This is a genomic window from Bacillus sp. REN3, assembly GCF_017912555.1.
Lineage (GTDB): Bacteria > Bacillota > Bacilli > Bacillales > Cytobacillaceae > Mesobacillus.
In genome coordinates this window covers 190,419-202,067 of sequence record NZ_JAERSD010000001.1, presented here as the reverse complement: position 1 = coordinate 202,067, position 11,649 = coordinate 190,419, and the positions used below count along the sequence as shown (strand labels likewise).

General features: G+C 46.4%; 12 protein-coding genes. All 12 read right to left on the bottom strand.

Translation table 11 applies throughout. The features are described 5' to 3' along the window. Nucleotides 1-835 precede the first annotated feature (835 nt). The 12 genes from pnp to JJQ88_RS00955 all read right to left on the bottom strand — a co-directional run bounded on the left by pnp (nt 836) and on the right by JJQ88_RS00955 (nt 11,513). Complete coding sequence (pnp, locus tag JJQ88_RS01010) at nt 836-2,950, bottom strand: polyribonucleotide nucleotidyltransferase (RefSeq protein WP_210363867.1); 2,115 nt, start codon at nt 2,948-2,950, stop codon at nt 836-838. Nucleotides 2,951-3,221: 271 nt separating this feature from the next. Next, the gene (gene rpsO / locus JJQ88_RS01005) at nt 3,222-3,491 is read right to left on the bottom strand and encodes a 30S ribosomal protein S15 (protein ID WP_210363866.1); all 270 of its coding nucleotides are present in this window, start codon (nt 3,489-3,491) and stop codon (nt 3,222-3,224) included. Nucleotides 3,492-3,615: 124 nt separating this feature from the next. Further along, entirely contained in the window at nt 3,616-4,611 is a 996-nt protein-coding gene (gene ribF, locus JJQ88_RS01000) for a bifunctional riboflavin kinase/FAD synthetase (protein ID WP_210363865.1), read from the bottom strand. Next, on the bottom strand, nt 4,601-5,518 hold the full coding sequence (truB, locus tag JJQ88_RS00995; protein WP_210363864.1) for a tRNA pseudouridine(55) synthase TruB: 918 nt from the start codon (nt 5,516-5,518) through the stop codon (nt 4,601-4,603). The genes ribF and truB overlap by 11 nt, the downstream gene beginning before the upstream one ends. A gap of 281 nt (nt 5,519-5,799) precedes the next feature. Continuing rightward, nucleotides 5,800-6,165, bottom strand: a complete 366-nt coding sequence (rbfA, locus tag JJQ88_RS00990; RefSeq protein WP_210363863.1) for a 30S ribosome-binding factor RbfA — start codon at nt 6,163-6,165, stop codon at nt 5,800-5,802. An 18-nt stretch (nt 6,166-6,183) separates the two neighbouring features. After that, a complete protein-coding gene (locus JJQ88_RS00985; RefSeq protein ID WP_210363862.1) occupies nt 6,184-6,465 on the bottom strand; it encodes a DUF503 domain-containing protein in 282 nt (93 codons plus the stop codon). Beyond that, nucleotides 6,465-8,867, bottom strand: a complete 2,403-nt coding sequence (gene infB, locus JJQ88_RS00980; RefSeq protein WP_210363861.1) for a translation initiation factor IF-2 — start codon at nt 8,865-8,867, stop codon at nt 6,465-6,467. The genes JJQ88_RS00985 and infB overlap by 1 nt, the downstream gene beginning before the upstream one ends. 20 nt (nt 8,868-8,887) lie before the next feature. Next, nucleotides 8,888-9,190 carry a YlxQ family RNA-binding protein gene (locus JJQ88_RS00975; RefSeq protein ID WP_210363860.1) on the bottom strand — a complete coding sequence of 101 codons (303 nt, stop codon included), beginning with the start codon at nt 9,188-9,190 and terminating at the stop codon, nt 8,888-8,890. Next, the gene (rnpM, locus tag JJQ88_RS00970; RefSeq protein WP_210363859.1) at nt 9,190-9,471 is read right to left on the bottom strand and encodes an RNase P modulator RnpM; all 282 of its coding nucleotides are present in this window, start codon (nt 9,469-9,471) and stop codon (nt 9,190-9,192) included. Before rnpM ends, JJQ88_RS00975 begins: the two co-directional genes overlap by 1 nt. 16 nt (nt 9,472-9,487) lie before the next feature. Next, entirely contained in the window at nt 9,488-10,594 is a 1,107-nt protein-coding gene (gene nusA / locus JJQ88_RS00965) for a transcription termination factor NusA (RefSeq protein ID WP_210363858.1), read from the bottom strand. 56 nt (nt 10,595-10,650) lie between these two features. Beyond that, nucleotides 10,651-11,121, bottom strand: coding sequence for a ribosome maturation factor RimP (rimP, locus tag JJQ88_RS00960; RefSeq protein ID WP_210363857.1), 471 nt, complete (start codon nt 11,119-11,121; stop codon nt 10,651-10,653). A 194-nt stretch (nt 11,122-11,315) separates the two neighbouring features. Beyond that, a complete protein-coding gene (locus JJQ88_RS00955; RefSeq protein ID WP_210363856.1) occupies nt 11,316-11,513 on the bottom strand; it encodes a hypothetical protein in 198 nt (65 codons plus the stop codon). Between the last annotated feature and the right edge of the window lie 136 nt (nt 11,514-11,649).

The following is an 11,649-nucleotide window of genomic DNA, read 5'->3' as shown; positions in this document are numbered from 1 at the left end:
CATTTGGGTCGCATCTCTCTCTTGCGTCCCATTTTAGCTCAACCTGATGCCCCATTTGGGTCGCATCTCTCTCTTGCGTCCCATTTCAGCTCTCCTTGATCCTCCAAATGGGTCGAATCCCTCTCTTGCATCCCATTTTAGCTCAACCTGATGCCCCAAATGGGACGAATCCCTTTCTTGCGTCCCATTTCAGTTCAACTTGATGCCCCATTTGGGTCGCATCTCTCTCTTGCGTCCCATTTTAGCTCTCCTTGATCCCCCATTTGGGTCGAATCCCTCTCTTGCGTCCCATTTCAGCTCAACCTGATGCTCCAAATGGGTCGCATTTTCTTTCTCCTCGTCGCTCTGCTTCTGCGGGGTCTCCCAAGCCAGCCACTCACTCCCCCGGAACACTGAATGGGCTTCCTCGAGTTTGCCCACCCACGAAGGGAATGCGTTAGCATTTTTGAGGAGACTGCGTGCCTTTCGCCCCCATCAACTAAGTGTGCAATGACTATGGTGATAGGCAAAAAATCTACTTCCGCATTATTGCCCCAACAGCTTAACTTCAGTCTTCACCAGCGGGCAAGGGATCCTGGCTGCCTTCTGACACATATGGAATTATTGAAAAAGTATAACCGGAAGAAACTGGAACGGGCCATCGGGATTCAAGGTTTGGGAGTGAGGAGAACATTCCTGTCTGGATGAGGAAGAAATCGTCGCTTACATAAAATACAACAAGATAAGGAAATGCGCCTCTTGGTGCGAAAAGCCATGGAAATTTCCATGAAAAAGAAAAAAGGCTGCCAAAAGATCAAAAATTAATGACCTTTTGGGACAGCCTCTCATTTCATTATTATTTTTTTTCTGCTTTCTCTCTCTGTTCTTTCAAGACAGCTTTCCTAGAAAGGTTCACTCTGCCCTGCTTATCGATTTCCGTTACCTTTACAAGGACTTCATCACCAAGCTTAAGGATATCCTCGACCTTGCCTACGCGCTCTTCAGCAAGCTCGGAAATGTGTACAAGGCCGTCCTTGCCAGGGAAAATCTCGACGAAAGCCCCGAATTTCTCGATTCTTCGAACTTTACCGAGGTACATTTGTCCAACTTCAACTTCGCGGACAATATCCTCGATGATTTTCTTGGCTTTCTGGTTCATCTCTTCATCGACAGAAGCAATGAAGACTGTTCCATCCTGTTCGATGTCGATCTTGACGCCCGTTTCCTCGATGATCTTATTGATCTGCTTTCCGCTAGGGCCGATGACATCGCGGATTTTATCTGGATTGATGGTCATTGTGATGATCTTTGGAGCGTATTTCGAAAGCTGTCCACGCGGTTCTTTGATCGTGGCAAGCATCGATTCAAGAATTTGCATGCGGCCCTTTTGCGCCTGCTGCAGTGCTTCCTCCAGGATTTCACGGGACAATCCGTCTATTTTGATGTCCATTTGCAATGCTGTAACACCTTTAGCCGTTCCCGCCACTTTGAAGTCCATATCGCCAAGGTGGTCTTCCATTCCCTGGATATCCGTAAGGATTGTATAATGCTCTCCTGATTTGACAAGACCCATCGCGATTCCGGCAACTGGTGCTTTGATTGGTACCCCTGCATCCATCATTGCGAGCGTGCTTGCGCAAATGCTCGCCTGCGAGGTGGAACCGTTAGACTCAAGCACTTCAGAAACTAAGCGGATTGTATACGGAAAATCTTTTTCACTTGGAATGACTGGCTCAAGCGCCCTTTCACCCAGAGCTCCATGCCCGATTTCACGCCGGCCTGGCCCACGGATTGGTCCAGTTTCACCAACAGAAAATAACGGGAAGTTATAGTGGTGCATGAACCGTTTTTCCTCTTCGATGCCGAGGCCGTCGAGGATCTGCACATCGCCCATCGCTCCTAGCGTACAAATGCTTAAAGCCTGTGTTTGCCCGCGGGTGAACAATCCGGACCCATGAGTTCTTGAGAGCAGTCCAACCTCGGAGGATAGAGGGCGGATTTCATCTACTTTACGTCCATCCGGACGGATTTTATCTTCAGTGATCAATCGGCGGACTTCGCCTTTGACGATTTTATCCAGAACCTGCTTGACCTGCTTGATGATTTCAGGATCCACTTCCTGTTCTTCATAGCGGGCAATAACAGCATCCTTGACTTCTTTGATGGCGTCTTCACGCGCGTGCTTTTCCTGGACCTGGATAGCGGACAGCATGTCCTGCTCGCAAAGATTGCGTACTTCTGTTTCCAGTTCCCTATCAAGCTCAAAAAGCGGAATTTCGCGCTTTTCTTTTCCGACCTGGGCAGCTACTTCCTGCTGGAATGCGATCAGACGCTTGATTTCTTCATGACCGAACATGATGGCTGCAAGCATGATTTCTTCCGGAACTTCATCAGCACCCGCTTCAACCATGTTGATAGCATCCATTGTACCGGCAACCGTCAAGTGCATATCACTCTTTTCCATTTCTTCTACGGAAGGATTGATGACGAATTTCCCATCGACTCTGCCAACGATCACACCGGCTATCGGGCCTCCGAAAGGAATGTCGGAAACGCTAAGGGCAAGGGATGAGCCAAACATCGCGGCCATTTCGGATGAGCAGTCTTGGTCCACGCTCATGACAATGCTGATGACTTGTACATCGTTTCGGAACCCATCCGGGAACAGCGGTCTGATGGGACGGTCAATCAATCTGCTTGCAAGGATCGCCTTTTCGCTTGGACGGCCTTCACGCTTAATGAAGCCGCCGGGAATCTTTCCGACAGCGTATAGCCTTTCTTCATAGTTGACTGTAAGCGGAAAAAAGTCCAGATTTTTTGGTTCTTTGGAAGCGGTAGCAGTGCTAAGGACGGCTGTATCGCCATAACGGACTAGGACAGCGCCGCTCGCCTGCTTCGCAAGCTGGCCGATTTCGACAGTAAGCTTACGGCCTGCCCAGTCAAAGGAAAAACTTTGTTTTTCTTGTTCCATTCTTTAAGCCCCTCTCTAACTTGAAATCCATCCAGGCTGATGCCTTGGAATATTAAAAAAACACAAATGCATGTCTAATAACAAATATACCTTAATCCTGTTGTCTGAAAACGCCCAATGCAGGAGGGCCAGTCTCATGGAAGACCAGCCCTTTTCCAAAAGGCTTTTTATGTAATAGTATGTGCCAAGAACAAACGATAAAATCAATTGGATTATGTATCAAGCAAAATTTTGCCTAATAAAAAAGCGGGATAAATCCCGCTTTGACGCACTATCTACGTAAACCTAGCTTGTTGATTAACTCGCGGTAACGTGAAACGTCCTTGTTTCGCAGGTAAGTCAAAAGGTTACGACGTTTACCTACCATTTTTAAAAGGCCGCGACGTGAGTGGTGGTCCTTTTTATGAACGCGCAAGTGGTCGTTCAATGTATTGATTTCTTCTGTAAGGACAGCGATTTGAACTTCTGGAGAACCAGTATCACTTTCGTGAGTCTTGAATTCATTGATCAGTTCATTTTTACGTTCTTTTGAAATTGCCATCCGTGTTCACCTCCTGAAATGGAATCCCCTGTTACCGAGCAAGCGTCGGTGACTCGACTTGCCAAGCAAAGGTTCTTTTTTGATACGTTAATAAGAATACATCTTTTCATAGCAAAAAGCAAGTCTAACTGTGGTTTTTTTCAAAGTAACGCTTAGCTTCCTGCTTATCTTTCGTGATTTGCGCTACAAGTTCTTCAATCCCTCCGAACTTCCGTTCATCCCGGATCCTGACATGCCATTCAACCATGACATTTTCGCCATAGATTTCACCGGAAAAATTGAATAAGTGGACCTCGACGGAAGGTTTATCTGCTTTTTCCAAATGGAAGGTGGGTTTGTACCCTACATTGCAGACCCCGTCATATATATTCTGGCCGATTCTTAACTTCACTGCGTAAACGCCGGTCGGCGGCAGGATGTAATGATCAAAAACTTGTACGTTCGCAGTTGGAAATCCAATCGACCTGCCACGCTGTTCCCCATGGACCACGACCCCTCCCGTCGTATAGTACCGGCCAAGCAGTCCAGGCATCTTCTCTACCTTTCCGTCTCGCAATAAGCTGCGAATCAAGGTGGAACTTATCTTCTCATCGTTTGCCGTTGCAAGCTTTGATACGACGGAATAACTGAATTTCTGGCGTGAATGGAATTGGATTGTTTCCATTGTCCCTTTGCCCATTTTGCCGTAGGTATAGTCAAACCCTGCGACCACATGCCTGACATTCAGCCTGATGATGTATTGATCGATGAACTCCTGAGGCAGCAAGCTTGAGAACGCCGTCGAGAAATGGACGACAAATAAATAATCGATACCCATTTCCTCAATTACCTTGATTTTTTCATCAAGCGGAGTTATGTACTCTATATGTTGCACTTTCTTCCCAAGGACAACAGAGGGGTGTGGATCAAAAGTCATCACCGCACTCTTAAGACCCTTGGCCGCTGCAACTCTCTGCGCTTCACTTATAACTTGCTGATGGCCAAGATGAACCCCGTCAAAATAACCGAGTGCCATTGCCATCTTAGGAAAATCTTTCTCACTGTACCCATGAGGATGATTTAGTTTGATCAATTCCACGTTATTACTCACCTTTTCTGGACCAGCTGCTTCATTGGTCATTCCTCAAAACCTTGTCAGGCTTCATGATCCCTGGTTTATCGGGATGCCTCCTGTAAATGGCAAGAGCTGTCCCATCTTCAGACTCAACCGCAATCGGGCCTGCTGTTTCCGCCAAGTGAGAAGGAATTTCCAGCAATGCCCCGTTTTTCACTTTCTCTGCTACTTTATCATTTATGCTATATTTCGGCAAATAAGAAATTCCGGCTTCAAGCGGCCGCAACGCTGTATGGATCGTTCTCTCTGAAGCCATTTCCTCGAGCTGCTCGAAAGTATAGCAATCTTCTAGCGAGAAAGAGGCAGATTGGATTCTCACCAGCGAGGACATATGCGCGGGGTACCCTAATCTTTCCCCAATCATCACGGCAAGGGTCCTGATGTATGTACCTTTGCTACAGGAAACCCTGAACTTGAAACGAATCCTGTCACCAGCGAAAATTTTCCGGTCATCAAGCAGATCAATTGAGTAAATGTTGACCTTCCTTGTCGGACGTTCCACTTCGATACCCTGCCTTGCGTATTCATACAGTCTTTTTCCCTTGACCTTTACAGCTGAATACATCGGCGGCGTCTGCTCAATCTCTCCAAGGAAAGACCTCAGTGTTCCTTCAATTTCTTCTCTTCGGATTTCTCTGTCGACAGCCTTTTCCACCACTTTTTCTCCGGATGCATCCTCGGTGGTTGTAGTAAAGCCAAGTGTCACTTCACCCTCATATGCTTTACCGGCATCTGTTATGTATTCAGCTACTTTGGTTGCCTTCCCGACACAGATCGGCAAGACGCCAGTGACATCGGGATCTAGAGTTCCTGTATGACCGACTTTTTTTGTTTTTAACAGTTTCCGTAATCTGAAAACACAATCATGTGAAGTCATTCCCGCTGGTTTATATAGCGGCAAAATCCCTTCCATGCTCTCCCCCCTTACTGCAAGCCGTTTCCAATCATCTTTTTAAAGATTAAGAATCGGCTTTTTTTTCCGCTAATGATGTCTCCAGATTCCCGTACACCGCTGCGGAAAAATGTATCGATCCCTCGTCAAATATTTTGCAGATCCGCTTGTTGCTTAATTTCAAAAAGCTATTTCCGTTAACATTGCAGCCATTCCAGGCTTCCGCTTCTTTTAAAAATCTTTTTAAAAAATGGATAGACAAAGTGTCTATCCATTTTTCCCTTAACCTAAATGCCCTGGGATCAGTCTTCATCCCCATCAGGATTTTCGTTTTTTTGCAATTCGTGAATCAAAGTGTTGATACGATTACCGTAAGCCATCGTTTCATCGAATTCAAAAATAAGCTCAGGTGTCTTCCTCAGACGGATTCTCTGGCCGATTTCAGTCCTGATGAACCCTTTTGCTTTGGCAAGTCCTTTCAGGGTATTCTCTTTCTGTTCCTCATCGCCAAGGACAGAGATATATACCTTGGCCTGCTGAAGGTCACCCGTTACTTGTACATCAGTAACTGTCACGAATCCAATGCGCGGGTCCTTGATTTTTCGGCTGATGATGTCGCCTAGTTCTTTTTTCATTTGTTCGCCTACTCGGTTTACTCTATGCGCCATAATTCAATCACCTCTCTATTAAAGCCATTCCATTTCGGTGATGGTCCGTTCAATCTCCGGAAAAGAATCAATTAGTTTCAAGGCGTTCTGAAGCTCTCGTTCCGTTGAAACCCTTGAAGATGAGACAGCGGCAATCGCAATCGTTGTCCGCTGCCACACATCTTGGTGGTCCACTTCCGACACAGAAACATTGTATTTCTGCTTAAGACGGGTCATAATCCGCTGCAGGACAGCACGCTTTTCTTTCAGAGAATGGGCATCATAAATCATGCATTCACAGGCTGCTAAGCCCACTACCATTAACGTTCCACTTCTTCCATGATATATGCTTCAATAACATCGCCTTCCTTGACGTCATTGAAGTTCTTAATGGTAATACCGCATTCATATCCTTGTGAGACTTCCTTTGCATCATCCTTGAAACGTTTCAACGCATCAACTTCTCCTTCGAAAATGACGACACCGTCACGGATCAGGCGCACACCGCTGTCACGGGTGACTTTTCCGTCCGTGACATATGAACCAGCGATTGTGCCGATTTTGGAGACCTTGAAAGTCTGGCGGACTTCCGCCTGGCCAATGACCTTCTCGGCGTAAACTGGATCAAGCATCCCTTTCATCGCAGATTCGATCTCTTCGATTACCTTATATATAATGCGATGCAAACGAATATCGACACTTTCAGATTCAGCAGCACGCTTGGCATTGGTATCCGGGCGTACGTTGAAACCAATGACAATTCCGTTGGATGCGGCTGCAAGGGTTATATCAGACTCATTGATCGCACCAACACCAGTGTGAATGATCCTAACATTGACACCTTCAACATCCAATTTTTGCAAAGCAGCTGCAAGTGCTTCGACAGAACCCTGGACGTCGGCTTTGATGATAAGATTCAGGTCTTTCATTTCCCCTTGTTTCATATGTTCAAACAAAGTATCAAGGCTTACGCGGGTTTTTTCGCTGCGCTGTGCCTGGACTGCCTGCTGCGAACGGACTTCCCCGATCTGGCGGGCAGTCTTCTCATCTTCAAAAACAACGAAACGGTCCCCGGCTTGGGGAACATCATTAAGGCCTGTGACTTCAACAGGAGCTGAAGGGCCAGCTTCCTTGACACGGCGCCCAATGTCATTCACCATTGCCCGGACACGGCCAAACGTATTGCCGACGACGATTGGATCGCCAATCCTCAGCGTTCCATTCTGGACAAGCAATGTGGCAACGGAACCGCGCCCTTTATCAAGCTGGGCTTCAATTACCGTACCTATTGCAGGCCTGTTCGGATTAGCCTTGAATTCCTCAACTTCACTTATGAGGAGGATCATTTCAAGCAAGTTGTCGATTCCTTCCCCATTCAATGCAGATATCGGCACATAAATGGTGTCTCCGCCCCATGCTTCAGGCACAAGTCCATATTCAGTCAATTCCTGCATAACTCGCTCAGGATTTGCCGTTGGTTTGTCCATCTTGTTAATGGCGACGATGATTGGTACATTTGCGGCTTTCGCATGGTTAATGGCCTCGATAGTCTGCGGCTTGACGCCATCATCCGCTGCCACGACCAGGATCGTGATATCCGTGATTTTCGCTCCGCGCGCCCGCATCGTTGTGAATGCGGCGTGGCCTGGCGTATCAAGGAAAGTGATTTTCTTCCCGTTCTCTTCAACTTGATAAGCACCAATGTGCTGTGTGATTCCGCCTGCTTCGCCAGCTGTTACTTTCGTATTCCGAATGGAATCAAGCGTGGTGGTTTTACCATGGTCAACATGGCCCATGATCGTGACGACTGAAGGTCTTTCGACAAGATTGCTTTCCTCATCTTCCGTGAAGTAAACCTCAAGGTCAGTAGTATCGATCTTGATTTCCTCTTCCACCTCAACACCATAATCGGATGCTATCAATTCTATTGCATCTTTCTCAAGGTCCTGGTTGATCGTTGCCATGACACCAAGCATGAACAGCTTCTTGATGATTTCGGATGGTTCGCGGTTTAGTTTTTTAGCCAGCTCAGCTACTGTCAGGGATTCACTGAAAGTGATCTTGGATGGAAGTTCCTTGACCTTTTTTGGCTGTTGCTGATTCTGGTGGTTTTGTTTTCCTCTGTTCTGGTTCTGATGATTCTTGTTCTTGTTGTTTTGCTTGTTTTTATTATTTTTATTGAAAGGTTTGGAATTGTTGTCGCCTTTTCTTTGGGCTCCACCGCTTTTTACCTTTTCTGGAGTGGTTGCGCGGCGTTCGTCATCAGAGAATGCGCTTGCAGCCGTTTTCAGCTGGCCCTGGCTGTTTCTTTGCTGATTCTGGTTCTGGCTGTGTTTCTGATTCTGGTTCTGGCTGTGTTGCTGATTCTGGCTCTGGTTGCGGTTATTTCCCTGGCCCCGGCTCTGGCCTTGCTTTTGGCCAGCGCCCTGGCCCTGTTTTTGGCTCGGATTCTGGCCTTGTTTCTGGTCTGAATTCTGGCTATGTTTTCGGCTCGGTTCCTTGCCTTGTCCGCCTTGTTTCTGTCCTTGCTTCTTTGGCTTGGACTGGCTTTGTTGTTTCAGTTGATTTTTACTGTAAATCGCATCAAGCTTCTTGACGGTCTCATCTTCCATAGCAGTCATATGGTTCGAAACCTCGATATTCAGTTCTTTTAATTTGATAATCACGTCTTTACTCGATAAATTATGCTTCTTTGCATATTCATAAACGCGTGTTTTACTCATATCTTTCACCCCCGCTAGAATTAATCGAGCAACGTCAACAGTTTTTTTGCAAAACCCTCATCAAGCAGGGCTACTACAACACGGGCATCCTTCCCAATTGCCTGGCCCAGCTGGTAACGGTCCGGCACCACTTTATATGGAACTTGATAGGAATGGCATTTATCTGTGATTTTCTTTGCAGTATTTTCTGATGCGTCCGCTGAAAGCAAAATGAGTTTCGCTTTTCCGCTTCTGATTTCTTTCACGGAAAGTTCTTCCCCTGAAATGATCTTCCGTGCTCGATTGGCTAAGCCAAGCAATGACATCCATTGATTCGATTTCATCAGGATTGTCTGTTCTCCTTTTCGACGAGCCCAAGCAGCTCATCATAGATTACGTCGTCAACGGTTGTTTCAAGCTGTTTGGACAATATATTCTTTTTTCTGGCCAATTGGACGGCATCCTTATCTTTTGAAAGGTATGCCCCACGGCCGGATTTCTTTCCGGTCAAATCGATGGATACGTCTCCTTCTTTTGAGCGAACGATGCGAACGAGTTCTTTCTTCGGCCTCATTTCACCGGTAGCGACACATTTTCGCATTGGAACTTTCTTACGGCTGTTCACCATCATTCACCTCACCTTAATCGATATCCTCTACTTCATTATCTTCCCCAGATAACAATGGTTCATTGTCTCGAGGATAGATTCCTAGTTCTCTTGCATCGGCTTCTGCTTTAATATCAATCTTCCAGCCTGTTAGCTTAGCAGCAAGCCTTGCATTTTGACCCCGTTTCCCAATCGCCAAAGAAAGCTGATAATCCGGGACGATGACCGTTGTCGCTTTTTCCTCTTCGCTCACGATGACATCGAGGACCTTTGAAGGGCTCAAAGCATTCGCAACAAAGACAACAGGGTCTTCTGACCATTTTACAATATCGATTTTCTCACCCTTGAGTTCATTGACCACTGCCTGGACACGTGTTCCCCTAGGTCCGACACATGAACCAACAGGATCGACCTCAGGATTATCAGAGTGGACCGAAATCTTCGAGCGGTCACCCGCTTCACGGGCAACAGACTTGATTTCAACGGTTCCATCATAAATCTCGGGCACTTCGATTTCAAAAAGACGTTTCAGTAATCCTGGGTGTGTCCTTGAAACGAAAATTTGCGGTCCTTTTGTCGTCTTTTCGACTTTCGTGATGTATACCTTGATACGGTCATGCGGCTTATAATGCTCATTAGGCATTTGTTCATTCGCGGGCAGGATTGCTTCAATCTTTCCTAAGCTCACGTAGATGAATTTTGGATCCTGTCGCTGGACAATGCCTGTCATGATATCTTCTTCACGATCGATGAACTCCGAATAGATGATTCCTCTTTCCGCTTCCCTCACACGCTGTGTTACAACCTGCTTGGCAGTCTGGGCAGCAATCCTTCCAAAATCTTTTGGAGTGACTTCAAGCTCGACAACATCTTCAACCTGATAGTTCGGATTGATGCGGCGGGCTTCTTCAAGTGAAATCTCCAAACGAGGATCAAATACTTCATCGACAACTTCCTTCCTGGCAAAAACCCGCATAGAGCCATTCTCCAGATTAAGATCGATCCGGACATTCTGCGCCTGGTTGAAATTGCGCCGATAAGCGGAAACCAACGCCGCTTCTATTGCTTCAATCAAGACATCCCTGGAAATGCCTTTTTCTTTTTCTAGTACTGTAAGAGCATCCAACAATTCGCTGCTCATGAAATGAAATCCCCCTTTTTTATTTTTATATTGACATTACATTGTTTCCGGACAAGTTAAGAAAAAGTGACTGCGAGCCTTGCACTGGCAATCTTATCAAACGGGATCCTGACTGTTTTCCTGCGTGTCTTCACTTTCACTTCGACGGTGACGGTTCCACCATCATAATCGGTCATGACACCTTCAAATATCTTTTCCCCATCAATGGGTTCATAGGTTTTGATATACACATTTTTCCCGATTGCTTTTTCATAATCTTTTTCTTTCTTCAGCGGGCGTTCCGCACCAGGTGATGAAACTTCCAAAAAGTAGTTATGCGGGATCGGATCAATGGCATCCAGCTTTTCGCTTAGGCGCTCACTCACTAAACCGCATTCTTCAATGTCGACACCATTCTCTTTATCAATGTATACGCGAAGGAACCAGCTTTTTCCTTCTTTCACATATTCAACATCAACCAATTCCAGGCCATTCTCGGTTAAGATGGGCGTCACCAGTTCCTCCACTGTCTCAGTTACCTTGCTCATAAAATCCCTCCTTCGACACAACTTCTCATTCATCAGATACGTTTCATTTGAGGATCTTTCTAACAAAAAAGTGCGTAACAACACGAAAGAGTGGGTTTCCCCACTCTCATCTGCCAGAGATATCCTTAGTATTTCCAATAAAAATATATCATAACCAGGCGTTTATTGCAAATAACTCAAATACAGCCTGTAGATTAAACCTGCCCGGCAATCCCGGTGTGCTGCCGATCCATGCTCCTGCTGGCCTCTCCATCTTCTTGCCCGGCCTTATATGCAAGCCAGCGAGGAAGATCGCGATGGCCTCTACGACGCTGAATACGGAGTGTATCGTCCTCTTTTTCCATGGCTGTTTTCGTAAACCAAGTTTCTTTTAAAGTATGGTTGATCCCCACTCCCTGATGCTCACTTTCCGCGGAGCGTGAGTTGCGCCTCCTGAGCGTGAAAGCATCTGTGCAGCCGCAACTCTCCCGCTGAATCCGCTGGATACGGAATGGGCTTCTGTGAATTCACCCACGCACGAAGAAAGTG

What these genes read in the sequence shown, in the direction of transcription:
- pnp (WP_210363867.1), bottom strand. Translation starts at nt 2,950, where the DNA reads ATGGAACAAGAAAAACAAAGTTTTTCCTTTGACTGGGCAGGCCGTAAG.
- rpsO (WP_210363866.1), bottom strand. Translation starts at nt 3,491, where the DNA reads ATGGCAATTTCAAAAGAACGTAAAAATGAACTGATCAATGAATTCAAG.
- ribF (WP_210363865.1), bottom strand. Translation starts at nt 4,611, where the DNA reads ATGACCAATGAAGCAGCTGGTCCAGAAAAGGTGAGTAATAACGTGGAA.
- truB (WP_210363864.1), bottom strand. Translation starts at nt 5,518, where the DNA reads ATGGAAGGGATTTTGCCGCTATATAAACCAGCGGGAATGACTTCACAT.
- rbfA (WP_210363863.1), bottom strand. Translation starts at nt 6,165, where the DNA reads ATGGCGCATAGAGTAAACCGAGTAGGCGAACAAATGAAAAAAGAACTA.
- JJQ88_RS00985 (WP_210363862.1), bottom strand. Translation starts at nt 6,465, where the DNA reads ATGGTAGTGGGCTTAGCAGCCTGTGAATGCATGATTTATGATGCCCAT.
- infB (WP_210363861.1), bottom strand. Translation starts at nt 8,867, where the DNA reads ATGAGTAAAACACGCGTTTATGAATATGCAAAGAAGCATAATTTATCG.
- JJQ88_RS00975 (WP_210363860.1), bottom strand. Translation starts at nt 9,190, where the DNA reads ATGAAATCGAATCAATGGATGTCATTGCTTGGCTTAGCCAATCGAGCA.
- nusA (WP_210363858.1), bottom strand. Translation starts at nt 10,594, where the DNA reads ATGAGCAGCGAATTGTTGGATGCTCTTACAGTACTAGAAAAAGAAAAA.
- rimP (WP_210363857.1), bottom strand. Translation starts at nt 11,121, where the DNA reads ATGAGCAAGGTAACTGAGACAGTGGAGGAACTGGTGACGCCCATCTTA.